Annotated in this window: 22 protein-coding genes and 2 tRNA genes; 9 read left to right on the forward strand and 15 right to left on the reverse strand. The window is 42.9% G+C overall.

The window, feature by feature from the left end:
* Positions 1-150: 150 nt before the first annotated feature.
* Positions 151-933, forward strand: coding sequence for an META domain-containing protein (locus C5745_RS16670; RefSeq protein WP_105718149.1), 783 nt, complete (start codon positions 151-153; stop codon positions 931-933).
* A 51-nt stretch (positions 934-984) separates the two neighbouring features.
* Here the strand turns inward: C5745_RS16670 and C5745_RS16675 are convergent, their stop codons facing one another.
* On the reverse strand, positions 985-2,271 hold the full coding sequence (locus tag C5745_RS16675; protein ID WP_105718150.1) for a citrate synthase: 1,287 nt from the start codon (positions 2,269-2,271) through the stop codon (positions 985-987).
* Between the two features lie 176 nt (positions 2,272-2,447).
* Between C5745_RS16675 and C5745_RS16680 the strand changes: the two genes are divergently transcribed.
* Positions 2,448-2,810, forward strand: coding sequence for a BlaI/MecI/CopY family transcriptional regulator (locus C5745_RS16680; RefSeq protein ID WP_105718151.1), 363 nt, complete (start codon positions 2,448-2,450; stop codon positions 2,808-2,810).
* Positions 2,811-2,813: 3 nt separating this feature from the next.
* Positions 2,814-4,754, forward strand: a complete 1,941-nt coding sequence (locus C5745_RS16685) for a M56 family metallopeptidase (RefSeq protein WP_105718152.1) — start codon at positions 2,814-2,816, stop codon at positions 4,752-4,754.
* Between the two features lie 30 nt (positions 4,755-4,784).
* On the opposite strand, the gene pth is transcribed toward C5745_RS16685, so the two are convergent.
* Together pth and C5745_RS16695 are read right to left on the reverse strand one after the other, a co-directional pair.
* Positions 4,785-5,348: an aminoacyl-tRNA hydrolase gene (pth, locus tag C5745_RS16690; RefSeq protein WP_105718153.1), complete on the reverse strand. Its 564-nt coding sequence runs from the start codon at positions 5,346-5,348 to the stop codon at positions 4,785-4,787.
* Between the two features lie 84 nt (positions 5,349-5,432).
* Positions 5,433-6,029, reverse strand: a complete 597-nt coding sequence (locus C5745_RS16695) for a 50S ribosomal protein L25/general stress protein Ctc (RefSeq protein ID WP_105718154.1) — start codon at positions 6,027-6,029, stop codon at positions 5,433-5,435.
* Positions 6,030-6,383: 354 nt separating this feature from the next.
* Between C5745_RS16695 and C5745_RS16705 the strand changes: the two genes are divergently transcribed.
* Together C5745_RS16705 and C5745_RS16710 are read left to right on the forward strand one after the other, a co-directional pair.
* Entirely contained in the window at positions 6,384-7,340 is a 957-nt protein-coding gene (locus C5745_RS16705; RefSeq protein WP_105718155.1) for a ribose-phosphate pyrophosphokinase, read from the forward strand.
* 418 nt (positions 7,341-7,758) lie between these two features.
* Positions 7,759-9,225, forward strand: coding sequence for a hypothetical protein (locus C5745_RS16710; protein ID WP_133166367.1), 1,467 nt, complete (start codon positions 7,759-7,761; stop codon positions 9,223-9,225).
* Positions 9,226-9,454: 229 nt separating this feature from the next.
* Here the strand turns inward: C5745_RS16710 and C5745_RS16715 are convergent.
* Positions 9,455-9,527, reverse strand: a tRNA-Met gene (locus C5745_RS16715).
* 47 nt (positions 9,528-9,574) lie between these two features.
* A tRNA-Met gene (locus tag C5745_RS16720) sits at positions 9,575-9,647 on the reverse strand.
* Positions 9,648-9,988: 341 nt separating this feature from the next.
* Here C5745_RS16720 and C5745_RS16725 point away from each other — a divergent pair.
* From C5745_RS16725 to C5745_RS16735, 3 genes are all read left to right on the forward strand, one after another.
* Positions 9,989-12,043, forward strand: a complete 2,055-nt coding sequence (locus C5745_RS16725; protein ID WP_105718157.1) for a ComEA family DNA-binding protein — start codon at positions 9,989-9,991, stop codon at positions 12,041-12,043.
* Positions 12,044-12,144: 101 nt separating this feature from the next.
* Positions 12,145-14,127 carry a ComEC/Rec2 family competence protein gene (locus C5745_RS16730; RefSeq protein WP_165793118.1) on the forward strand — a complete coding sequence of 661 codons (1,983 nt, stop codon included), beginning with the start codon at positions 12,145-12,147 and terminating at the stop codon, positions 14,125-14,127.
* Positions 14,112-16,031 carry a RecQ family ATP-dependent DNA helicase gene (locus tag C5745_RS16735; protein WP_317046850.1) on the forward strand — a complete coding sequence of 640 codons (1,920 nt, stop codon included), beginning with the start codon at positions 14,112-14,114 and terminating at the stop codon, positions 16,029-16,031. The genes C5745_RS16730 and C5745_RS16735 overlap by 16 nt, the downstream gene beginning before the upstream one ends.
* Before the next feature lie 24 nt (positions 16,032-16,055).
* Here the strand turns inward: C5745_RS16735 and C5745_RS16740 are convergent, their stop codons facing one another.
* The 10 genes from C5745_RS16740 to C5745_RS16785 all read right to left on the reverse strand — a co-directional run bounded on the left by C5745_RS16740 (position 16,056) and on the right by C5745_RS16785 (position 24,246).
* Complete coding sequence (locus C5745_RS16740) at positions 16,056-16,811, reverse strand: SGNH/GDSL hydrolase family protein (protein ID WP_105718160.1); 756 nt, start codon at positions 16,809-16,811, stop codon at positions 16,056-16,058.
* A gap of 36 nt (positions 16,812-16,847) precedes the next feature.
* The gene (locus C5745_RS16745) at positions 16,848-18,035 is read right to left on the reverse strand and encodes an aspartate aminotransferase family protein (RefSeq protein ID WP_105718161.1); all 1,188 of its coding nucleotides are present in this window, start codon (positions 18,033-18,035) and stop codon (positions 16,848-16,850) included.
* A 109-nt stretch (positions 18,036-18,144) separates the two neighbouring features.
* On the reverse strand, positions 18,145-18,609 hold the full coding sequence (locus tag C5745_RS16750; RefSeq protein WP_105718162.1) for a hypothetical protein: 465 nt from the start codon (positions 18,607-18,609) through the stop codon (positions 18,145-18,147).
* Positions 18,609-19,334, reverse strand: a complete 726-nt coding sequence (locus C5745_RS16755; protein WP_105718163.1) for a hypothetical protein — start codon at positions 19,332-19,334, stop codon at positions 18,609-18,611. Before C5745_RS16755 ends, C5745_RS16750 begins: the two co-directional genes overlap by 1 nt.
* Positions 19,335-19,369: 35 nt before the next feature.
* Entirely contained in the window at positions 19,370-19,915 is a 546-nt protein-coding gene (locus tag C5745_RS16760) for an RNA polymerase sigma factor (protein ID WP_105718164.1), read from the reverse strand.
* Between the two features lie 13 nt (positions 19,916-19,928).
* Entirely contained in the window at positions 19,929-20,882 is a 954-nt protein-coding gene (locus C5745_RS16765; protein WP_105718165.1) for a transketolase family protein, read from the reverse strand.
* Between the two features lie 31 nt (positions 20,883-20,913).
* Positions 20,914-21,762, reverse strand: a complete 849-nt coding sequence (locus C5745_RS16770) for a transketolase (RefSeq protein ID WP_105718166.1) — start codon at positions 21,760-21,762, stop codon at positions 20,914-20,916.
* 130 nt (positions 21,763-21,892) lie between these two features.
* On the reverse strand, positions 21,893-22,447 hold the full coding sequence (locus C5745_RS16775; protein WP_105718167.1) for a NifU family protein: 555 nt from the start codon (positions 22,445-22,447) through the stop codon (positions 21,893-21,895).
* Between the two features lie 75 nt (positions 22,448-22,522).
* Positions 22,523-23,872: an adenylosuccinate lyase gene (gene purB, locus C5745_RS16780; protein ID WP_105718168.1), complete on the reverse strand. Its 1,350-nt coding sequence runs from the start codon at positions 23,870-23,872 to the stop codon at positions 22,523-22,525.
* Between the two features lie 155 nt (positions 23,873-24,027).
* Positions 24,028-24,246 (reverse strand): hypothetical protein, encoded by a 219-nt coding sequence (locus C5745_RS16785; protein ID WP_105718169.1) that lies wholly within the window; start codon positions 24,244-24,246, stop codon positions 24,028-24,030.
* A gap of 235 nt (positions 24,247-24,481) precedes the next feature.
* Between C5745_RS16785 and C5745_RS16790 the strand changes: the two genes are divergently transcribed.
* Entirely contained in the window at positions 24,482-25,831 is a 1,350-nt protein-coding gene (locus tag C5745_RS16790; RefSeq protein ID WP_105718170.1) for an acyl-CoA dehydrogenase family protein, read from the forward strand.
* The last annotated feature ends 151 nt before the right edge of the window (positions 25,832-25,982 follow it).

Genomic DNA, 25,982 nt, shown 5'->3' on the forward strand with positions numbered 1-25,982 from the left:
ATTTGAAAAAAAATATACTAAAATAGTAGATTTTATTTCAGGCCATTAAATGGTAACCTTGTAGCGCCCTTCTCAAACCTTTCGTTTAAAGGGTTGTTTAATGAAAGAACAACGAATACTTTTCGTATACTTACAAATAACTACATACAAATGAAAAAGAATAACTTTATTTATGTCGGCCTCTTGTTTATGATTTTGTTGGCAGGTTGTGCGGTCCGGAAACCGGCCAGTAACAATGTATCGGCGTTGGTAGGAAAGAAATGGCAATTGGTTGAACTGAACGGCAGTGCCGTTCCGGCGACAGTAAATGGGAAAATGCCTTATTTGGAATTGGATGAAAAAAGCGGTCGTTATGGAGCGAGCGGAGGTTGTAACGGTGTAGGAGGTGAGTATAGCCTAAAGAAGAACAACGGAATTTCATTCTCGCGCGGTATGTCGACAATGATGGCATGCGAAGATATGAGCATCGAGAACGGGCTACGTACGTTATTTGATGAAGCAGATACCTATAAAGTAATGGAGGACACAATGACGCTATCGAAAGGGAGAGATGGAGAAGCATTGGCTAAGTTTGCATTAGTTGCGGATCAATCGGATAAGTTGACCGGCACTTGGGAGCTGGACTATATTATGGAGCCGGAAACCGATTTTAATACTTTATATGCCGCTCGGAAACCAACAATTACGTTTGATCTGGCAAATAATAAAGTGAATGGCAACAGCAGCTGTAATAATTTTTCGGGAACGGTGAATGTCGATGGTCATGCTATTTCATTTGGCCCACTGATGTCGACGAAAATGGCCTGTCCAGGAAATGGCGAGTCAGTGTTCTTTAAAAATATCGAGCGTGTGACGTCGTTTGACGCACAGGATTCCACACTGACCATGATTATGGACGATATCGTGGTGATGCGTTGGCACAAGAAACAATGACAATAAACAAAAAAGACACGATTATAAATCGTGTCTTTTTTGTTTATCTGTTTATCGCTTATCGAAATTGGCGTAATCGCGTTTCGTCTCGCCGACATACACTTGGCGTGGACGCCCGATAGGTTCTTTATTGTCGCGCATCTCTTTCCATTGTGCAATCCATCCCGGAAGCCGGCCTAAGGCAAACAATACGGTAAACATGTCTGACTCGAAACCTAAAGCACGATAAATAATACCTGAATAGAAATCAACGTTAGGATATAGTTTTCTATCGATGAAGTATTGGTCGTTGAGTGCGGCTTCTTCTAACTTTTTCGCGATATCCAATACAGGGTCTTGGACGCCCAGTCTTTCTAAAATATCGTCGCAAGCTTTTTTGATGATTTTAGCACGGGGGTCGAAGTTTTTATAGACACGGTGTCCAAATCCCATCAAGCGGAATGGATCATTTTTGTCTTTCGCTTTTGCAAGGTATTTCTCAGCATCACCACCATCATTTTTAATGGCTTCCAACATTTCGATAACCGCTTGGTTTGCGCCTCCGTGTAGCGGCCCCCATAATGCGTTGATACCTGCTGAAATGGAAGCATATAAATTAGCGTTGGATGAGCCCACTATGCGGACGGTAGATGTAGAGCAATTCTGCTCATGATCCGCGTGCAAGATCAATAATTTATGCATTGCGCTAATAACGACGGGATCAAAATTAGTTTCGCCCGTCACTTCTCCGAAAATCATATTCAGGAAGTTTTCAATGTAGCCATAGTTGTTTTTAGGATAAACCACGGGCTGACCCAGTGATTTTTTCTGTATCCATGAAACAATAGTCGGCATCTTTGCTATTAGATTGATAATTGTCTTGTTGTCTTCTTCTTCTGTAGCGTTCGGATTTAATGATTCAGGATAAAAGGCAGATAACGCACCTACCAAACAGGACAACTGGCCCATAGGGTGAGATTTGGAAGGAAAACCGACGAAGAAATTCTTCATATCTTCGTGTATCATCATCTGCTTTCTGATATCGGAACGAAATTTTTCTAGAACGTCTTTGGTAGGAAGCTCTCCGTATATCAATAAGTAAGCCACTTCAAGAAAAGTAGACTTTTCTGCTAACTGTTCGATAGGATAACCGCGATAATGCAGAATGCCCTGCTCCCCATCTAAAAAGGTAATTGCACTTTTGGTGGCTCCTGTATTTTTAAATCCCGGGTCCAATGTGATGTATCCTGATTGATCTCGCAGCTTGGAGATATCTATCGCTTTCTCGTTTTCAGTACCAATAATAATTGGCAATTCGTAAGATTTTCCGCCTAAATTTATTGTTGCTTTATCCGACATATGTTATTAATCTAAAATAATCTACTTTCTACAAATGTATAAAAATCGACGATAAAATCTAATAGCGAGGCAATTTAAATGACAAAGAATTGTAAGTCTATATATTATTTTTTTGTTAAAACATTTGTTTTGTCTACGAATCTTTCGTAACATTGTGAAAGATTAGTATTTTGATTATGGAAAAGTTAACGATCCAAGAAGAAGAAGCGATGTTGTCGATCTGGCAGCTAAACGGTGGATTTGTGAAAGAAGTATTGGACAATTTAAAGGGAGAAAAGCCTCCTTATACCACCTTGGCATCGACTATTAGGAATCTAGAACGTAAGGGGTACGTGAAAGCTGTCAAGTATGCCAACGCAAAGCGCTATGAGCCTATCATTTCGGAAGAGCAGTATAAAGGAAAATTTATGCACGGATTCGTAGGAGATTATTTTCGAAATTCCTACAAGGAAATGGTTTCTTTTTTTGTGAAAGAGGAGAAGCTTTCCGCAGCTGAATTAGAAGAAATCATGGACATGATAAAGAAAAATAAATCTTAGCTTATGTATTCCCTACTCGCCTATATCATTCAGGTGAATATCTTATTAGCTGTTGTATATATAGGGTATTCCGTCTTATTGAAAAGATTGACGTTTTATCGTCTAAATAGGGGATACTTTCTTGTGGGTGGCTTTTTCTCGTTCGCATATCCTTTTTTAGATATAAAATCCCTTTTTCGAGACCATATAGAACCGGTAGGGGAATTGATGGCGTATCTGCCCGGTTTCTATATGCGTCAAGTAGAAGAGTCCGTTTATACGTTGGAGAACGCGATATATAGTGGTATTGCGGTCGTTGGATTGTGGTTTGTTACCCGGTTGTGTATACAATTGCTGAGCTTATTGCGTATTCATCTCCATTCACGGAAAGCTATATGGAAAACATACTGGTATCAACATGTGCTATTTCCCATTGTTCCTTTTTCGTTTTTAAACAAGATTTACCTCCATAAGGAACAACATCAAGAATCGGAACTCTATGGCATTTTTGAACATGAGAATATCCATGTGAAAGGCCTTCATAGCATAGATATATTAATGTTTGAAATTTTACTGATACTGTGTTGGTATAATCCCTTCGTTTGGTTTATGCGCAGAGCCGTACGTCAAAATTTGGAATATTTGACAGATCAACAAGTGCTGAATAAGGGGGTGGATCGGAAAACCTACCAGTATTCACTGCTGAACGTATCGAAACAAGGTGCTTCGTTGGGCGTGAGCAGCCAATTTAATTTTAAATTTTTAAAAAAGCGCATTATGATGATGAACAAGAAAAAATCGTCGAAACTCGAATTGAGCAAATATGCTTTCCTGCTACCGATCTTCATTTTCTCGGCAGGAGCATTTACGATCAGCAAGGCTGATGTGAAGATTACAGAAGCGGCGGAAGTGGTTAGGGAAAAACGATTAGATTCTTTCAAAGCTGAAGAAAAAAATGAAAGGTATGATCACGATCAGGAGTCGTTGGAAGGTGTGGTTGTCGGCCCAGATATGACAAAGTCTGAACAAGAGGCCTTGTCAAGCAAGGAAAGTAAACTGGACGTTAAGGGACTCCAGAGAGAGCCGTTGTATATCGTCGACGGTAAACAGATGCTGTCTGGCTTTGATTTAGACGCGTTGAATCCGGATGATATTGAGAGCGTAAGTGTATGGAAGAACAGTGCGGAAGCTATAGTGAAATATGGCAATGAAGCTGCACACGGAGTTGTTGAAATTACTACTATAGCGAAAGCTAGGCAGGACGCTGTTCGGAAAAAAGAACAGTCGCAGAAGGAAATGACCGATACTTTAAGTGGTACTGTTGGAGATAATGACAGGACAACTTCAGCGGAGGTGGTCAATAGTATTGGTCATTTTAGGGTACAGGGAGTAAAAAAGAACCCGTTGGATACGACAAAACAGCCGTTATTGTTATCGAGGGGACTGAAATCGGGTACTGTGCCCTTGTACGTAATAGATGATGAAGTGCAGTCAAAAGGCAAAACCGCATTGGACGCCTTGGATCCTAATGAAATAGAATCCATCACAGTATTGAAAGATAAATCGGCAATCTCAGTATATGGTGATAAAGGAAAAAACGGAGTATTAGTCATTGCGACTAAAAGTGGTGGAAATACGCAAGGAGATGCTCCTGTCATCACCGTAAAAGGATATAGGGACCCTGATAGCAAAGCGGTGACAGTCGATACGATGGGAGCTACCGCGGATGCAAATCGAAGAGGAAGACGTGTATGGGGTTTTGTTGCACCCAAGCCATTGAAGAATCCAGCCTATATGGTAGACGGCGAGCTGGTTTCCAAAAAAGTGTATGCAAAGATAAAGGAAGAGGATAAAACAAGTATCGTTACCCTAACAGAAGAGCAGGCCAAAGATTATTTAAAGGCGCATAACAAAAAAGGCAGCTTGAGTGAACACGACGGGTTGGTCAAGGTAACAACCCGGTAAACCGGAACATCCCAAGCCGGTGGATCTTCCTTACTTCGTATTCAGATTCGTCATCGTCAATTCGATGCCGATATGGACAAAACTCTGTATCATTTTCACAGCATGGTCAATGAGTGCGGGCAATTCCTTTTGCTCGTCGGCATCAAAAGGACTCAATACATAATCCACTTGACGGCCTTTGGGGAAATTGTCGCCGATACCAAAACGCAGACGAGGGTAGTTTTGCCCACCGCAAGTAGCTTCTATAGAACGGAGCCCATTGTGACCTGCGGCGGAGCCTTTGGGCTTGATGCGTAGAGAACCGAATGGAATCGCTAGGTCGTCTACCACAACCAGTACGTGCTCTATCGGAACTTTCAGCTCCTGCATCCAATAGTTTACAGCCTTGCCGCTTAAATTCATAAAAGTGGTAGGCTTGATCATGTATACGTTTCTGCCTTTTAATTTAAATTCTGTATAGTAAGCAAGCTTCATTAACGACCAGGTTGCTCCGGCTTGATTTGCCGCTTCGTCTGCTACCATGAACCCGATGTTATGACGCGTGTCCGTATATTCCCTGCCTATGTTGCCTAATCCGACAATTAAATAATTCATGGACGCAAAGATAAAGATTAGATATTAGACAAATAAAAAAGCATCGCTTATGCGATGCTTTTTTATTTGTCTAAATGCTGGGTACTATTTCTTAGCTCCTTTTGCTGCTTTTGCTGCTTCCTGCTCTGCTTGACGCAATGCACGAGACATTACTACAGATACGATGGTATCGTCAGCATTGTTAAGAACTTTCGCATTTTCCAAGGATACTTGTCTTACGCGATAAGATTTACCAACCTCTAAGGATTCCATAGGAACCTCAATTTCTTGAGGAAGGTCGTTTGGTAACGCTTTTACGCGAAGGCTACGTAGTTTCTGAACAAGTTTACCCCCCATTTTAACACCGGGAGAATCTCCTGTTAATTTGATAGGAATGTTTACGGAAACTTGCTTGTCGTCAAACAATTCTAAGAAATCCACGTGTGTTACCAGGTCGGTAAGCGGGTGGAACTGTGCGTCTTGAACAATGGCGCGTGTTTTTTTGCCGTCGATATCTAATTCTACGAATACTACGTCAGCAGTATAAAGAACAGATTTCAAATCAGCTGCGGATACAGCTAGGTGGGTTTGTTCTTTGCCACCATAAAGAACTGCAGGAATCTTTCCTTCGTAACGCAATTCTTTTGCATCTCTTTTCCCTACGTTCTGTCTAACAGAACCGCTAATAGCAATTGATTTCATCTAATTTTTTTAATTTTTAATGGTTGATGAGAGCTCCCCGATAAATCGGGATCGGTTTCATCTTTTAATTATCTAATTTGAGGTGCAAAAATACGGTATTTTTTTTGATTAGCAAATTTATTTCAGAACCTCTTTAACCCATTGTAATTTAACTCTTTTGTTTTAAGAAACATTTGGCTAACTTTGCGGCAAAGCTGAGTTAATCTTGGCGTTTTTTGTCCGATAGTATAAGGGTAGTACAAATGATTTTGGTTCATTTAGTCCTGGTTCGAATCCAGGTCGGACAACTTTTTGATTTTCTTTTTCTATTGGAAATATTAGTAATCCAACAAACATATAAAACACGCATAAGAAATGCCTTTGCAATTTAACACGGTGAAGCTGTTCGCAGGGTCTGGGACAGTGGAATTAGCGGAAAAAATCTCTACATCTTATGGGAAGCCGCTCGGCGACATGACCTTATCCAAGTTCAGTGATGGAGAAATGCAGCCTTTTTACAATGAATCAGTACGCGGAAGCGACGTATTCTTAATCCAATCCACGAACCAACCAACCGATAATCTTTTAGAGCTTTTGTTCATGATTGATGCCGCAAAGCGCGCTTCTGCTCATTATATCACGGTAGTTGTTCCCTATTTCGGTTATGCTCGTCAAGACAGAAAGGATAAACCTCGTGTAGCCATTGGTGCAAAGTTAATTGCAAACCTTATCATGGCCGCCGGCGCGCATCGTATCATGACTATGGACTTGCATGCTGCACAGATACAAGGATTCTTTGATATTCCGGTGGATCATCTTGACGGTTCCATTATATTTGTGCCTTATATAAAATCGTTGAATTTGCCAAACCTCACCATTGCGTCTCCGGATATGGGGGGGTCTTATCGTGCTCGGACATTTGCTAAATTCTTCAATGCTGAGGTTATTATTTGTGACAAACGTCGTAAACGTGCCAATGAAATCGAATCGATGTCGATTATCGGAGAGGTGAAGGATCAGGACGTAGTGTTGATTGACGATATATGTGATACAGCTGGTACGTTATCAAAAGCGGCTGCATTAATTATGGAAAATGGCGCTCGTTCGGTAAGGGCGGTGTGTACGCATGCGGTATTATCAGGGAAAGCGTATGATACAATTGAGAACTCGGTCCTAACAGAAATGATTGTCAGTGACACCATTCGACTTAATCCAGAGAAGCAAAAAAGTTGCAGTAAAATTAAGGTGTTATCTACGGCTGATTTATTTGCAGGCGCGATTAAAAACGTAAACGAACACGGGTCAATTTCCGACTTGTTTGAAATCAAATAATAATAGGCGTCGATATAATTCTGTTTGCTAAAAAATCAAGGGCCGGCACTTCGCCGGCCCTTGATTTTGGTACGCCTGGGGATAGTGCGGGTAAGTTGTTGTCATCGCGAATTAGAAGCTTATTTTGAGGTTATGGAATGCCGCAATGTTTACTTCCTGCGATATGCGGTGCCGTTTGACTACAAAACCCCTGAAATTCGCTATTTCCATACAGTGTCATAAGTGGTATTTTTGCTGCGTACTTACAATTTACGACGATGTACCGATTCATTTTGTCGCTGTTGCACTTCTTGGCTACGTAACCTGATTGCTAGCGACTGCGCTGCACCCGTTGTTCACCATCAGGCGGCTGATACGGCCCATATGCGGGTATCTGCCGGGGAAAGCTTGGATATTAAAAAATAGGAAGAAACCACATATGCATACACAGCGGTCTTATACCTTCTATTTCATAAACGTACGTTACACCTACGCCATCCTCATCACGTTGTTTGCGGGACTTTTGGTGCTCGTTCCTGTTGCGCTATTCCTGGAGCATTACCGTGTGGATACAAGATACGCCGGCATATGTCTTATTTTCGGAGTGGCTGTTTGGTTTGGGAGCATCGTTTATTTTGCCGTAAAACAGACCCGCGCAAGGAATGAAAGAGAGGAAATCACTTTTGTGACAGGTGGGTTCAGCTCCCGGATATTTGGCCAGATACGTTTTGATGATATCGATCATTATAAAATCCGGAAGGGTCTCTCCCGTCTGAACTTTGACAAACCAGCGCCTTCGCTGTTGCTATCCACTAAAGCCGGTAAAAGATATCGCTTCGATTTACACGTGAAGGAATACGAGCAGGAAATCCCAATTTACATGGCATTTCTGGATACGTTTGTCAGCCATATGGATGCCTGGCAACAGCATGGAAGCGTTACAGATGCTGGTCGGATTCCGGAGATTGGCACAAGGTCCGAGATCGATGCCCCAACTCTGCACGATATACTTGTTTCGCGGACCGTGCCCGCCAATAACAAAAAGGGAGTCGCCGCAGCCATCCATACCGAAGCGCGGGAAGAGCTGGAAGCGGCTCGTAAACGGCAGAATCGGGCAAGGAACATCGTGATTCCGGTGTCGCTGGTCTTATCAATGTTCATTTTTGCCAGAACCTATATTCCCGATATTGTCAAAAAACTTAACCCGGATCCTATCGAAAGGCTACAGCAAAATGCGTTGACACAATACAGCGAACAACAGGAAGCGCTCAGGCGCACCATTGCGGATGACGGGAATGTGTACCTATTCAGCAATGATGCTTCAGCCGATCTGAAACCGGTACTGATACCCAATAGCGATGCAAGTGCGACAACCGACCTTCCTTTGCTTGCCATGACGGAAACTACCCGTGCGGCACGGGATTTTATCCGCGACAAAGACTCACTCGGTTACCGCATATACCTTTGGCGTGACTCCCTCCAATTTCCACAGATCCAGTATCATCCCCGCGCAGCCGCACGCGAATCCAAGAAACTCTATTTTTTCCTGTATGACGAACGGGCCGAACTATCGTCGTTTTTCAGAATCGGGATGACCCGGGAGAAGCCACGTACGCCGTTCACCCTGATGTGGATGCTGGAGTACGAGCAGCCGGAGGAATTGCCCGAAAAAATGGTCGGGAGTACCGGCTATACCAATTTGACCGATTTGAGCTGGTTTTTGGAACGCTTTTCGGGTATTAGCTTTTACGTGGCCTCGTCGCAATTCCACGGGCTTACACAGTCGGGCTTTGCCCAAGCTGCCGAAATCGTCCGAACGGCGTTGTATGAAAAAGGTGTGGACACCAGCGGATTCGTTCAGCGCGAATTTCAAACGGGTTTGATCGAGCAACAAAATAATAGGTAAAACCCGGTTTTTAGGGATTGTAGTACATGACATTAGCCGTTGGTTTTGTGTCCGCTTCTGGTTTTGCTTTCCGAGGGAAGGCAAGCGCAAAAAAAAGCGGTTATTTGGATGGACTATTTAAGCGAACGCTGTGAAACAAATTTGTTGTTTATGTATATGGCTTATTCAGTAGATTAGGATAAAAAAGAAAAAAGGCAACTAACTCTTGTTAATTGCCTCTTTTTCAAAGTAGCGGGGATCAGACTCGAACTGATGACCTTCGGGTTATGAGCCCGACGAGCTACCAACTGCTCCACCCCGCAATGTTTCTTTTTTTTAGCTTAGCCTCGCGCTTTGCTTATTCTGTTAGTAGCGGGGATCAGACTCGAACTGATGACCTTCGGGTTATGAGCCCGACGAGCTACCAACTGCTCCACCCCGCAATGTTTTTGGTGCCACAAAGATAGCGTTTTTTATGCTTAAACCAAAATGAAATCTGCTTTTTTAAAAAGATTAATAGGGAGAATTGGATAATGTTCTAATATTCTGTATTTTCACTTTATCAATTATAATGAATTGTGATGAAAGGAAGATTACCACTAACCGTTGTAATGCTCTATTTATCCGTTCAGCAGTATTATTTATCCGCTCTGCATTGGGGTGGGAATATGGCTTTGACGTGTAAAATGAGAATTTTTCTGCCGGACAGTCTGGCGGACAACACACCGTATTGGATCATATGGTTCGACACTCCCTATTGGTTTATTTTTAATGCTCATGCTCTATGCGGTTTATTTTCGTATTTATTTTAACCGCAGCTATTTTATCGGGGTATAGTACGCTGGTAAAAAGCCAAACATGGGACGAAAACCAAGTCGTAGAACAAATTGTGGAACAGCTTGTGGAGGAATTGGACGAAGAAATCGAAGTTGATGAATTTCTTGAGCTTCTTCGCTATTATAGTACACGACCAATTGATCTAAACAAAACGGACGAACGGGAACTTGCTACGCTCTTATTTTTGTCGCCTATGCAGATTGCGAGTCTTTTGGCACATCGCAAACAGGCAGGAAAATTTCTTTCGGTTCTTGAGCTGCAGGGGATTGATCATTTTGATCTGCCTACCATTGAGCGATTAAGCCCGTTCGTCACGGTATCTACTACATTTCCACTCAAAGGATTAACCTGGCGGACGCTTTTTGATGATAGTGAGCAACAGCTGATGTTGCGTTACGGTACCGTATTCCAGCGGCAACAAGGTTACCTGATTACAGACAGTACCCGATCACGTTATCTGGGGGATGCAAATCGGTATATGCTACGTTACCGTTTCAATTTCCGTAATCGCTTACGCTTGGCGATCAATATGGAGAAAGATGCAGGGGAGCCTTTTTTTCGAGAGAAGCAACGCTATGGCTTTGATCATTATGGCGTCAGCCTGTATGTAAAAGACTTAGGTGTGTTTAAGGAAGTATTGTTAGGCAATTACGCGTTGCAGATCGGGCAAGGGCTTGTGATGTGGAATGGTCTGAGCTTCGGTAAAGGAGCAATGATTACGAGCAGTGCCAGGCAAGGCGCAGGGCTACGGAGCTATACTTCTATGAATGAGCATAACTATCTTTCTGGTTTCGCCACACGGTTATCTTTTGATAACTGGGAAATTACGCCTTTTGTCTCCTGGCGAAAATTATCGGGAAACCGTTCAATCACAGAAGACAACAGTTATATCATCAGCTCCATTTCGACATCCGGATTACATCGTACACCCAATGAGCTCCGTAACCGTCGTGCTATTAATCAAGGAGTCATTGGACTAGATCTAACCTATCGTTATAAACGCCTCAAGGTAGGTGCCATAGGTATCTATACCCAATACGATGGCACCATTGTACACGACGGTGCGCCTCGTCATGCGTATTCGTTCGAGGGGGACCGATTGACCAATATTGGTGTAAACTACCAATATACATTTAAAAACACGTATCTATTTGGCGAAACCGCCCATGAGTATGGACGGGGATGGGCCACACTCAATGGTTTGATCACCAGTTTGCATCCGAAAATATCAGTATTCGCCAATTATCGAAATTATCAACGGAACTACCATGCAGTTTTCGCGCAAGCGTTGGGAGAAGGGAGCTCGGTGGTCAACGAGGAAGGTATTTATGCCGGATTCATGTTTCATCCCAATAGAAAGATAGAATGGATAAACTATATAGACATGTTCCGTTTTCCATGGTTGCGTTATCGGGTTGATGAACCTAGTGAGGGAATGGATGTTCTATCTCAATTTACATATACTTGGTACAAGGTAGGCCGTGTCTCGCTTCGTTATCGTCATCGGCTAAAGCGAGAGAACAATAGTGAGAGACCTCCAAATAGGGCAGTCGTGGACGTGTTGAAAGACCAGTTACGCCTAGCCTTTCAATATAAGTTGTCCAAACAATGGGAGATCCGGAACCGGGCAGAAGCTGTGCGGTATGAGAAGCAGGGAAGAATTGATTTTGGATGGCTTGCCTTTCAAGATGTATTCTGGAAACCGGCTCGCCTGCCTCTACAGGCAAATATACGTTTTGCCGTGTTTTCTACCGATTCGTATGATGCAAGGCTGTACGCATACGAGAACGATGTGTTGTACGCGAGCGCATTCCCGATGTATAATGGGAAGGGAGGTCGTTCTTATATCAACCTACGATATCGCGTCGGCCGAAAAGTAGATTTCTGGCTGCGTTATAGTCAAAATCACTATTTAGATGTTGAAACTGTAGGTTCGGGATTAGATCGAAGCGACGGGCCTCGTCGGTCAGATATCAAAGTGCAATTCCGATATCGATGGTAGGACAATCTGTTTATTTGGTTTTACGAAAAACACCGTTTGCTAAAGTTTTTTTGTTTTTCGGAACAGGCATTGTTTGCGGTTATTATATAACGCTATCGATTTTGCTTTTTCAGATCGTTTGTGGTTGTATCATGATCATGTTCCTGCTTTTGGTGTGCAGTGAAGCATATAATAAGCGATGGCGGCGAGCTGTCTTTCCACCGGTTTTTTACCTCATGTTGTTCTTCCTAGGTGTATTTTGGATCGGACGGCAACTCCCTGCACACCAGTCACGACACTTTATGTTCGCAGACGCGGAATATTTGATAGGGGTCGTTAGAGACGAGCCTGTACTTGGCGAATCTGGTGTCCGCTTTCCCGTGGAGGTCCGTTATGCTGTGAAGACGGGCGAAGCTCGCTTGGCGACAGGACAGATTATGCTAAGTATTGCTCGGAAGAACGATGAGCCTGATTTAACACTATCTTATGGCGATGAATTGTTGTTTCGTAATAGCGTCGTGGAAGTACGTGCGCCGCATAACCCTAACCAATTCAATTATAAAAGGTATCTGGCGCATAAAAACATGTATCATCAGGCCTATATACAACCTGCAGATGTGCGGGTTATTGGAAGTCAGAAAGGAAATAGTATGGTGGCGCAAGCGTTGGCCATACGTCAATATTTCGTCCGTAAATTTGAAGGCTTTATAACAGATAGAGAAGCGCTGGAGATTTGCTCGGCGCTGATTCTAGGTTATCGGGCCAATTTTCAGGCGGAGACATTAACTGCCTTTATTAATACCGGTACGGTGCACGTTCTAAGTGTTTCTGGATTGCACGTAGGCATGGTATTTTTCCTGTTGAATTTTTTGCTAGCCTTTGTAGATCGGTATCCCCATGGTAGGCCCATTCGGTTCACGCTGATTCTTATCTCGATCTGGGGTTATGTTTTGTTGACTGGAATGGCACCATCCGTGCTACGTGCAGGAGTGATGATTTCTTTTCTGTTAATAGCCGGATGGAGTCAACGGTCTAACCAAAATCTCAATTCGCTTTTCGCATCGGCCTGCTGCTTACTTCTGTTCGACCCCTTTGCAATTTTCGAAATAGGTTTTCAATTGTCCTATTTGGCTGTTTTTGGATTATTTACAATCTATCCGCTGCTTAATAGGGCATTTCCCGTAAACAGTAAATGGATGCGTGCCATATGGCAAGTTATATTAGTTTCGGTCAGCGCTCAATTCTTTACAATGCCTTTAACACTGTATTACTTCCACCAGTTTCCTAATTATTTTCTGCTCGGAAATCTTTTTGTCCCGCTACCCACCGCCGTGTTGATGTATGGAGGCATAATTTTAGCAATATGTCCTTTTCCGTTCGTCAGTAGTTATCTCGGAACAGCGCTCACCTATTTGTGTCACATACTTTTAGGGGGGCTTAAAGCTATTGAAAGATTGCCTCTTGCGACGGCGCAGGGTGTAAGCTTGTCGGAAGCACAACTTGTCGTATTCTTTTTGGTTATTATGTTTTTGCTTGTCACTTGGTATACCCAATGGAAGCAATTTTTGTGGTGTACGCTCATCTTGGTAGCTATTTTAATATCCTCTGTGGCCGTTAACTCCATACGATATATGTCTTACAATGGAATAAAAATATATAACGTGGGGCGTGATGTTGCTATTGCGGTGATAGACCGCGGTAAGGTTGCGTTGATCTCCACGTTGGATAGTGTGGAGCATCCACGGTTAGCTAAGCAGGTTCTGCCAGATCTCAATCATTATATACGAGCGGAAAACATCGTTTTCTACCAACTGAAATTAAGAAAGGAACAACAAATGAAGATTCGAACTTCGGTGGGTATATTGGGCGTTATAAACGGCGCTCCAGTAGATAAAAAGCCAATTATGTGCGATATTTTATTGTGGCGTAATATGTCATCTTATCATACAGTAGATATTGGATACTTCAACGGTGTTGGACTTTTGATAGTTGATGGATCGAATACATCGGAGATTTTACCGGAGGTGGAAGAAAACGCGGATGCTTTGGGATTGCCGTATTATGTCTTGAAAAATAATTTTGCTTATGTTTGGGAGAAGAAGTAATGGAAAATAAAAGCCTAGGTATATTAAAGCAATATTGGGGGCATGAGGCCTTTCGTCCGCTGCAGGAAGATATTATAAATGCCGTGTTACAAGGTCGTGACACCTTGGCGTTAATGCCTACAGGCGGCGGGAAATCGATTTGTTTTCAAGTGCCGGCGCTTCAAATGGCGGGTATATGTATCGTGGTGAGCCCCCTAATCGCTTTGATGAAAGATCAGGTCCAGAACCTGAGAAAAAGAGGCATTGAAGCCGTCGCTATTTTTTCGGGCATGTCGCATAGAGAGGTTGATGTTGCATTGGATAATTGTGTATATGGACGAATAAAGTTTCTTTATCTCGCCCCGGAACGTCTGTATAGTGATTTGGTAAAAGAACGGATACGCTATATGAAAGTAAGTCTTTTCGCCATCGACGAGGCGCATTGTATTTCACAATGGGGGTATGATTTTCGTCCGGCTTATTTAGAGTTAGCGAAGTTGCGGGAGATTCATCCCAGCACATCCTTTTTGGCATTGACGGCTACAGCCACGCCGCGCGTCGTCGGGGACATCCAAGAAAAGCTGGGGTTCGCAGTCGGAGGACAGATTTTTCGAAAGAGTTTCCGTAGGGAAAATTTAGCCTACATGGTCTTAGCGGAAGAAGATAAAATGGGACGTATGTTGCGCATGATACACAAGATCGGGGGAGCGGGCGTGATTTATGTTCGGAATCGACGAGAGACACAAGAAGTAGCACAGTATTTAGTTAATCACGGCATCCCTGCGGACTTTTACCATGCCGGACTTGATGCACAAACCCGTTCGCAAAAGCAGGATAGATGGATGGAAAACCGGGTACGTGTCATTGTGGCTACCAACGCGTTTGGCATGGGAATAGATAAGTCGGATGTACGGTTTGTATTGCATTTGGATATTCCCGATTCATTGGAAGCCTATTACCAAGAAGCAGGCCGGGCTGGCCGCGATGGAAAAAAAGCATTTCCGGTGTTGATGTATCAACAAGCTGATCGCGAAAAATTGTGGGAGAATTTTATATCGAGCTTTCCACCGGTACCTTTTATACAGCAGGTTTACCATCACTTAGGAAATTATTTCCAAATTGCTTATGGTGCGGGAAAAGGGCTTTTTTTTGATTTTGATGTAGTCGATTTTTGTAAACGCTATAGAATTGATATTTTTCCGACGTTGAGCGCCTTGAAGTTCTTGGAAAGGGATGGATGGATTGCTTTATCTGAAGCCGTCTTTATCCCATCTCGATTTAAATTTGAAATCGATTACCAAGAGTTGTATAAATTTCAGGTACAGTCAGCGAAGTATGATCTGCTTATTAAGCTTATTTTGCGTACCACAGGGGGCGTATTTGATTTTTACATAGCGCTGAACGAGTATGAGCTGGCGAAAAAACTTAAAGTTTCTTATGATACGGTGGTGAATTTGTTGCGAGGACTTCAGCAACTAGAAGTGGCTTCTTATCTGCCCAAGACGGATGCCCCGCAACTAGAATTTCGTCAAGCACGTGTCGATTATAAACACCTTTTTATCGATACGTCCTTTATTGAAGAGAGAAAGGATATTAAAGAGCAACAAATAAAAGCTATTTATGCGTATCTCGACGCGAAGGATTGCCGAAGTATAGCGTTGCAGACCTATTTTGGGGAAAAGGAGGAAACGTTTTGTGGTATTTGTGATTTATGTCTGGTACGCCAACATCGGCATGAAATACACGAGAAATTACAGGAAGAGATAAAGACGGTGTTGCTGGCAGGCGAAAGAGATGTGAAGCAGCTTGGTAATGAGCTCACAATCGGCGACGACGACACAAAGCTGCACATGATCCGTTTGCTTCTAGATAAACAACAGATTATCTTACGTGATGGTTTGTATTATTGGAATAGTGAATTTTAGGCCAGGAATGAACCTGGCCCTAAATTATGACTTGATCAAGCTTAGCCATGCTTCCGCCATGAGATTCGCACCCGCCAGGGAGGTATGTACACCATCTGTTGTCCAATAGTCACCGGCACCATGGCTTGCGGCTTTGTCAAACACCGATTGATACGGCAGAAAGGTTGCATTGTACTCTTTTGCTATTTCTTTCGCTGCTTGTTGATAACCTAGAAAGTCAGGATACCAAGCATCCGTGACGTGTTTTACGTCTTTTACTCCGAATGGTTCGCCGATAATCAATTTAACTTGTGGGAGATGTTTTAAAGTCGTATCCAAGAGTTGCTGATATTGTTGCTTATATTGCTGCGGTGTGTTTTGAGCACCTCTGTCGATGGTACGCCAAAAATCGTTTACACCGATAAGGATGCTTAATACCGTTGGGCGGAGTTGAAGAGTATCGGTATCCCATCGGCCGATAAGGTCTGGAACTCTATTTCCACTGATGCCCCGATTATAAACCTGAATGTTTTTATCGGCATAGGTATTCAGTAGCGTCGCACCAGCCATCATCGCATACCCATGACCGAAGGCGCTGGTATCGTTCGGATTTAAGTTGTCTCGCTTGCGCCCCGCATCGGTAATAGAATCGCCTTGAAATAGGATGACATCATCTTGCTGTATGCGTAACTTGTTTCCTTTCGCTACGTTGTTTTCTGCTCCAAATAGCGTCGTTGTGCCTATAGTGGCCGCCCCTAAGGTAAGGAGGCTTTTTGCTAAGAATTTTCGTCTGGTTTCCATATAAAGTGAAGGTTTATGGAAACCAAGTTAGGTTTTTCAGACGAATTTTTCAATACCTTGTTGTATTATTTCGCAAGCATGTTTTATTTCGTCTTCCGATATCGTAAGTGGCGGGGCCACGCGTAAGGCTGTTTCACAGTGCAGATACCAGTCGATCATCACGCCGTGTTCCGCACAAAAGCTACTCACCTGATACACCTGTTCAAAGGTTTCCAATTGGATACACATCATCAATCCCATTCCTCTAATTTCTTTTATTTTAGGATTGCTCAACTCCGCACGGAACAAAGCGGCCTTTGCTTCCACTGTATCTAACAGTTTTTCGTTTTGGATGACCTGCAACGAAGCTAATGCAGCAGCACAGCTTACTGGATGTCCCCCAAAAGTAGTAATATGCCCCAGCATCGGGTTGTCTTTGATGACATCCATGATCTCTTTTCGCGCGACAAATGCACCCAGCGGCATGCCGCCTCCGATACCCTTTGCTAACATCAAGACATCTGGGACGATCCCGAAATGCTCAAAAGCAAACAGCTTTCCGGTTCTTCCGAAACCAGTTTGTATTTCATCAAAAATCAGAATTGCACCCGTCTCGTCACATTTTCTGCGAAGGGCCCGCATAAATTCAATAGATGGAACACGCACGCCTGCCTCTCCCTGAATGGCTTCCACAATAACCGCCGCGGTTTGCTTTGTGATGCTATCTAAACTACCGATGTTGTTGAACTGGATAAATTCTATTTCGGGGAGTAGGGGGGCGTATGCTTTCTGATACGCGGGGTTACCGATTAAACTTAAAGCTCCCTGAGTGCTGCCATGATAGGCTTTTTCAGCCGCGATAATTTGCCGACGGCCTGTGTACTTTTTTGCAATTTTCATGGAACCCTCAACGGCCTCTGCACCGCTGTTTGTGAGGTAGACGGAGCCAAACGAGGGAGGAAGGGTTGCTAGTAATTCGGTGGCAAACTGTACTTGCGGTGCTTGTACAAACTCGCCGTACACCGTGACATGGAGATATTTCTCCAATTGCCTTTGGATAGCCATTAACACTTCAGGATGCCGGTGTCCGATGTTACTTACGTTAAAACCGGATACAAGATCCAAATAACGTTCTCCGTTAGCTCCGTATAAATAGACCCCCTCAGCCTTTACGATTTCAAATAGTCGGGGGGAGGAGGAGGTTTGGGCAGTGTTTTTAAGAAAAAGTTCTCTGTTGCTAATCATTTTTTAGTGACAAAGTAATCAGTAACTGATAACCAGCGAGGAGTATTCAACACGGAGTGGCTGATCGCTTGCTCTCGCTAGGCTGTTATGAGTAGTTGTGTTATTCAAATCACCGGTTTCTTCTTTGCAGTTCTTTGTAGAGCAATTCGCGGAAGCTTTGTTCGACTTCGAAGAACTGCGAAGCCCTAGCTGAACCGATTACTTCAGCAAACTTTTTTCGATATTCTTTTTTAATCTCTAGCTCTTTGGCATCGTAAGAGAGTACATCCCGCTTTTCCGATCTATTTGATCTATTATTGGATCTGTTAAAAGAGTTTACTCCCCTCGGAGAAGGGCTTTCGGTATTTTCTTTTTTCTGCGATCGAATAGTCCATACGTCTTTGCTGTATTGATTGTATATTGGAAAGAAACGCTGTGCCTCATTAGGCGTTAAGTTAAGTTCTTTCGTGATATAAGCAATTTTTTCACTCTCGATTGCTGCAAATCGTTTGGAATCCCGAGGCTGTGCACTTGCTGATAATATACAGCATATAACTGCACTGATCGTGACAAATAAATGTTTAAAACGTAACATTATAACGCATAATTTAAATAGTCTTCAATGTCATTTTCCTTTACATGCGTACAAACCCCTTCAACATCATGGGAATGATCTATACATTCCATGATATAAAGAATATCATGACTATCATTCAAAGCACTTAGATAATGAATAATCTCGTCGTCGGGAATAGAAGACAGATGTGACTCACTGAAACTTTCTTCAGTTTCAACGTTTATACTATTGTAGGAAGCAACTCCAATCACTAAAGCCACACAAGCTGCTGCCACATACCGAATCCATTTATTGGAATTCAGCCTTCGCACCGTTGTTTTTTGTCTTTCTTTGCTTACTGTCTGTACAAGAATCTTTTCTTCCAGTATCCCAGCATAATCTTCAGGAATCGTAAAGCCCTCAGTAGATATTCGGTCTTTTAGCTTATCTTCAAATACTGTAGCTTGAATGTGCTCAGAAAGGTTCTCAAAATAGCCTGCCGGAACATCGAATGCTTCTTGTTTTGCAACGGCCTCTATGCGCGTCTGAGAAAGGATCTTATCCGATAAACTTTCAAAGTATCCTGAAGGAACATTCCATTCTCTACGTCTAACATCATTATACTGTTCCATTTTGATGTGGAACTGTATGTTGTCTGTTAACTGTGAAAAGTAGGATTCGGGTACCACAAAGGGATTTATACGTAATGATCCCGGTAGGTTTAAACCATCCATTCCATCGTAATATGTATTATCTTCCTTCATAGTCACTTGTTTAGAGTCGAAAAGCCTGTTAGGGTTTAATCGTGTGATGTAAAAAAGTGCTCTATTTTTTTAACTGCCAGATGATAAGAGGCCTTTAATGCTCCGACACTGGTGCCTAGAATCTCCGATATCTCATCGTATTTGAGATCCTCGAAATATTTCATATTAAATACCAATCGCTGTTTATCAGGAAGGGTTAAAAGTGCCTGTTGCAATTTCATTTGAGCTTGGTCACCGTTAAAATAGCTTCCTTCTGTCAACGTTTCTGCTAGATAAGCAGAGCTGTCGTCGTCCAGCGACATGCTCTGCTTTTGTTTTTTTCTATTCAGAAAAGTGATACATTCGTTCGTAGCTATACGATATAACCACGTATAAAGTTGGGAATCTTCTCGAAATTTTTCAAGGTTTCGCCAAACTTTGATGAATATATCCTGCACGACGTCATCCGCATCGTCATGGTCAATAACCATCCGGCGAACGTGCCAATATATTTTTTGTTGGTATTTTTTGAGCAAATAGCCGAACGCCTCTTCGCGTGTGCTTTCATCAGCAAATTTTGATATAATTAAGGCGTCTTCCATTTGTTCTCTGCAACTATTTTCTAGTGATTACCTTTCTTGCTGCTGCTACAATAGAAGCTGCATTAAGCCCGTACTTCTCCATCAGTTGTGCCGGCTTTCCCGATTCGCCGAAGCTATCATTCACCGCAACAAATTCTTGGGGAGTGGGCCTCTTCGTCGCTAAAAGCTGCGCCACGCTATCGCCCAGACCACCTAAGCGGTTGTGTTCTTCGGCGGTGACCACACAGCCCGTTTTGCTAACCGAATTCAGGACGGCTTCCTCATCCAGAGGTTTAATGGTGTGAATGTTGATAATTTCTGCATTAATGCCCAGCTTCTCCAATTCTTCACCTGCCTGGATTGCTTCCCAAACCAAATGTCCTGTGGCGATGATTGTCACGTCTGTACCTTCGTTTAGCATGACTGCCTTTCCGATTTCAAAGACTTGGTCGGAAGGTGTGAAATTAGGTACGACCGGACGTCCAAAACGTAGGTAAGCGGGTCCCTCGTGACTGACCAGGGCCAGCGTGGCCGCTTTCGTCTGGTTAAAATCGCATGGGTTGATAACCGTCATGCCAGGAAGCATCTTCATCAATCCTATATCTTCGAGGATCTGGTGCGTTGCGCCGTCTTCCCCCAGCGTCAGCCCGGCATGTGAAGCACATATTTTTACATTTTTATCCGAGTAGGCTATGGACTGTCTGATCTGGTCGTATACACGGCCTGTAGAAAAGTTAGCAAACGTACCTGTAAAAGGAATCTTGCCACCTATGGTCAAGCCAGCAGCGATGCCCATCATATTGGCTTCCGCGATCCCGATCTGGAAGAAACGTTCTGGAAACTCCTTAATGAAGTCGTTCATTTTTAATGATCCGATCAGGTCGGCACAGAGTGCCACCACCCTGTCATTCTGTCTCCCTGCCTCTAATAGACCAGCACCGAAGCCGGAACGGGTGTCTTTCGATTCTGTATAAGTATATTTTTTCATTTCTTAGTATCGTCTCCTGTCTAACATCTAATTAATAATCTCCCAAGGTTTCAGCATTCTGTGCCAATGCAGACGCCAGTTGTTCGTCATTAGGGGCAATACCGTGCCATTTGTGCGATCCCATCATGAAGTCTACACCTTTACCCATTTCCGTATGTAGCAGTATCATGACAGGCTTACCCTTTCCGGTGCGTGATTTGGCTTCGTCTAAACCTTGTACAATCGCTGCCATGTCATTTCCCTGCTCCACCTCCATCACGTCCCAGCCGAATGCTTCCCACTTCGCGCGGAGGTTTCCTAAGGACAGAACGTCCTCTGTCGCCCCGTCGATCTGCGCACCGTTGTAATCGATTGCGGCAATAATATTGTCCATTTTGTTGTGCGGAGCATACATCGCGGCTTCCCAAACTTGCCCTTCCTGTAGCTCACCGTCGCCCATCATTACGTAAACTAATTTATTGTCTTGGTTCAATTTCTTCGCCTGCGCAGCACCGATAGCAACGGATAGACCTTGTCCTAGCGAGCCCGAAGCGATACGGATGCCAGGCAGCCCTTCGTGTGTGGTTGGGTGGCCCTGGAGACGTGAATCAATTTTTCTGAACGTAGCAAGTTCACTCACAGGAAAATATCCGGCACGGGCCAGTGTACTATAGAAAACCGGAGAAATGTGTCCGTTTGACAAGAAAAATAAATCTTCTCCGATGCCGTCCATATTGAAGGAAGGATCATTTTTCATCGCGTAAAAGTACAACGCTACAAAATAATCCGTACAACCAAGCGAACCTCCCGGGTGACCCGACTGGCAAGCATGTACCATACGAACGATGTCACGTCTTACCTGTGAAGCAATCTGTTCTAGTTTGTTGATATCTGCACTCATTTTTGAAATATATTGTTTCGGTTATTTTGGCTATAAAGTTAATGATTTTTAGTAGAGTAGCTGATAAAAACCGTAACTAAAAAAGGGAAGATCATACAATCTTCCCTTTTTTCTGTTTTTTTATTTTGGGCTACAGTGCTTCGGCAACTACTTCTTCTACTTCTGGTACCATTCTTTTCAACAAGCCCTCAATGCCGGCTTTTAAAGTAATGGTAGATGAAGGGCAACCACTACATGAACCTCTCAGTTCTACGGTAACCACGCCGTTGTCAAATGATCTGTAAGCAATCGCCCCCCCGTCCTGTTCTACAGCTGGGCGAACGTAGTCGTGCAAAACCTGCTGAATTTTTACTTCGATGTCCGTCCCTTCGAAGTTTACCTCCTCGGAGTGTTCGATTGGTTTAACCGCTAGTTCTGATTCCACCGCACCTTTTACAAAGTCTTTTAACAAAGGCTCGATATCAGACCATTCGACTCCTTCGCTTTTCGTAACGGTTACGAAATTACTCGCAAAAAAGACGCCCTCTACAAAGTTGAATTTGAACAGCTCTCTGGCAAAATCGGATTCTTGTGCTCTTTCCCGATCGGGATAATCTAAACTACCGTTAATCAATAATTTATTGACTAAAAACTTCATGGTAGAAGGATTAGGAGTCGATTCTGTATATACGTTAATTGTTGCCATATTTTTTGTAATCTTCTAGTAGTTGACAAATATACGCCAAAAATATGCCAATACAGGTCATTTTGACGTCAAAGCTTATCGTACGATGCCGGTATAATTGCTGGGAGAAATTGCCTTGATCTCTTCCTTAATTTCGGCGCTTACATTCAGGCTATCCACAAAAGCGGCAATCGTTTCTTGCGTGATATGCGTATTAGTACGCGTTAAATCTTTTAGTGCTTCGTAAGGTTTAGGATATCCCTCTCTTCGCAATATTGTTTGAATAGCTTCTGCTACTACTGCCCAATTGTTTTCTAAATCTGCTTCGAGAGCAGATTCATTAAGAATGAGCTTCCTCAGTCCTCTAAGGGTGGATTTGATCGCGATCATGGTATGCGCAAATGGAACACCTATAGTCCGTAAAACGGTCGAATCAGTCAAATCGCGCTGTAAACGTGAAATAGGAAGCTTTGCTGCCAGATGTTCAAACAAAGCATTGGCAATACCTAAATTTCCCTCTGCATTTTCAAAATCTATCGGATTCACTTTGTGCGGCATGGCCGATGACCCGATTTGCCCTGCTGTAATTTTTTGCTTGAAATATTCCATGGAAATGTATGTCCACATATCCCGACACAGATCGATGAGGATAGTATTGACGCGTTTGAAGGCATCGCAACTTGCAGCAAAATTATCATAATGTTCAATTTGGGTAGTGGTTTGGGAACGGGAGAGACCGAGCTTTTCATTTACAAAATGATTGCCGAAGGCTACCCAATCCGTGGCAGGGTAAGCTACATGGTGCGCATTGAAGTTACCCGTAGCACCACCAAATTTTGCAGAGAAGGGAACTTGTTGTACCGACTCCAATTGCTTCTCTATGCGTTCGACAAATACCTTAACTTCTTTTCCCAAGCGAGTAGGAGAGGCGGGTTGTCCATGTGTCCTCGCCAGCATAGATACATCCTCCCACTGTTCAGCAAGTGATTTTAGTTCTTCTATCAGCTCCTGAATGTTGGGGAGATATGTTTCGCGCAGCGCTTCTTTCCAGGAATATGGAATAGCGGTGTTGTTTATATCCTGTGAAGTCAATCCGAAATGGATGAATTCGAGCGAGTCGTGCAAACCTAGTTTCTCAAACTCATTCTTTAGAAAATACTCGACTGCCTTAACATCATGGTTAGTTACTTTCTCAGTCTCCTTAATCCATTGCGCGTCTTCCAACGAGAAGTTCTCGTAAATTTGGCGGAGGCGATCGTTGAGTGAACCGTCAAAATGTGCCAGTTGCGGAATTCCGGATTCACACAATGCTATGAAATATTCTACTTCCACTAAGACGCGGTATTTAATCAAGGCAAATTCCGAGAAAAAGTCTGCGAGTTCCTTTGTGTTGTTATGGTAACGTCCGTCGATAGGAGAGACGGCAGTTAGCGATGATAAGCTCATGATCACGAAAATAAAAGTTAAAATTAGATACCTGCCTTCCAGGGCGCGATATAACTACGGAACAAAAATAAGAAAAACTCGAAAACAAACGCTTTCAAAAAAAGAAAACCCACACAGTTGTGTGGGTTTTGACTTATTTTTTTAAATCGATCGGATTACTGAACGTTTTCCAAAGAGTCAACGATAGAATCGCCTTCTGATCTAACTGAGTCAGCAACATTTTCCAATGAGTCAGCTAATTGCTCAGTTGAGTTTTCAATTCCTTCAGTTACTGTTTCAGTAGCATCTTCGTTTTGAGTTTGCTGACCGCCACAAGAAGCGAATCCAATTGTTAAAGCTAGACCTAAAAATCCGAATTTGAATAAATTTTTCATTTTTAATTTTCTATTTTATTGAAACAAATTTGTTTATTACACTTTAATACCGGCAATCATAAAAGGTAACCCGCCTTTTTATAAAAAAATATATATAAAAACGAATCACGTTTTGTATATTCCCTGTTCTAAAGCCGGCGCAAATATAGTAGTGTTTTGCTGAAAAACAATAATAAAAAACATTTTTCATAAAAAAAATGTTACAAATTAGGAGAGTAACCCCAAATAACGGAACATGATAAAAAAACTGAAAAATATGCTTCAATTATTGAAGCACGTAAATTTAGAGCAGCTGGATGCATTGTCCAAGAAAGTCGATATTCCGGCGCTCATGGACGGAATGTCGAAAATGAGTGAAGAACAGCTGAAAGGAATGGCAAAGTTGTTGACGAGCGATAGAAAGAAACGGGCTGCCCCGGAAATCGATGCTGATTTTTATGACATAGAAGCTAAGTTATCTGCCGATGACCGCAGTCTCCAATTAAAGGTGAGGGATTTTTTAGAACGGGAAATCAAACCTATCGTAAATAAATATTGGTTGCATGACGAATTCCCCTTTGAAATTATCCCCAAGTTGGCCGAGTTGAACGTATGCGGATATGTTTATAAGGGATATGGCTGCGCGGGAGGCACTTCGCTGATGGATGGCATAATAGCCGCGGAATTTGGAAGAATAGATCCTTCTATTGCGACATTTCTTGGTGTACAAAGCGGCTTGGCAATGGGATCTATTTATATGTGCGGTTCCGAAGAGCAAAAAAATGAATGGTTGCCCCAAATGCAGCGATTAGAGAAAATCGGTGCGTTCGGATTAACGGAACCAGAAGTGGGGTCCGCAACGGCAGGAGGTTTGACCACGACTTGTCGTAAGACAGCGGAAGGTTGGGTACTAAACGGGCAGAAGAAATGGATTGGAAATTCTACGTTCTCCGATATCACCATCATTTGGGCCCGTGATGTAGATGATAATCAGGTAAAAGGCTTCATCGTACGTAAGGATAACCCGGGGTTTATGGTGGAGAAGATAAAGGGTAAGATGGCGTTGCGTATCGTGCAAAACGGACTGATAACGTTGACAGACTGCCTGGTGCAAGAGTCTGACCGTTTGCCACACGCAAATAGTTTTAAGGATACCGCCAAGGTGTTGCAGATGACACGTGCAGGGGTAGCTTGGATGGCGGTTGGCTGTGCCCGAGGTGCTTATGAAAATGCGCTGGATTATACGTTAAAACGTAAACAGTTCGGGAAGCCTATAGCTTCATTTCAGTTGATTCAAAATCACTTGGTAGAGATGCTTTCCAACCTGACGGCTATGCAAACGCTCGCTTTTCGACTATCAGAATTGCAAGATGAAGGAAAACTAAAGGACGAGCATGCTTCGTTGGCTAAAGTCTTTTGCACATTGCGTACACGAGACATTGTGTCAAGGGCACGTGAAGTGATGGGGGGCAACGGAATCTTGTTAGAATACAATGTTGCTCGTTTCCTGGCTGATGCGGAAGCTATTTATTCTTATGAAGGTACGAAGGAGATAAATTCACTGATTGTTGGAAGGAGCATTACAGGAATAAGCGCGTTTGTATAAGAAGTAGAATATACAAATAAAAATGAGGCTGTCTCAAAAGTAATTTTTGAGCAGCCTTTTTTTATTTTCTACTATTCTCCACATTATTTCTATTTTTTGTTGATATTTTATTCATCTATCCTGTTGTATATCAGCGTTCTGATCCCTATCT

Source organism: Sphingobacterium haloxyli, from assembly GCF_002980525.1.
Taxonomy (GTDB): Bacteria; Bacteroidota; Bacteroidia; order Sphingobacteriales; family Sphingobacteriaceae; genus Sphingobacterium; species Sphingobacterium haloxyli.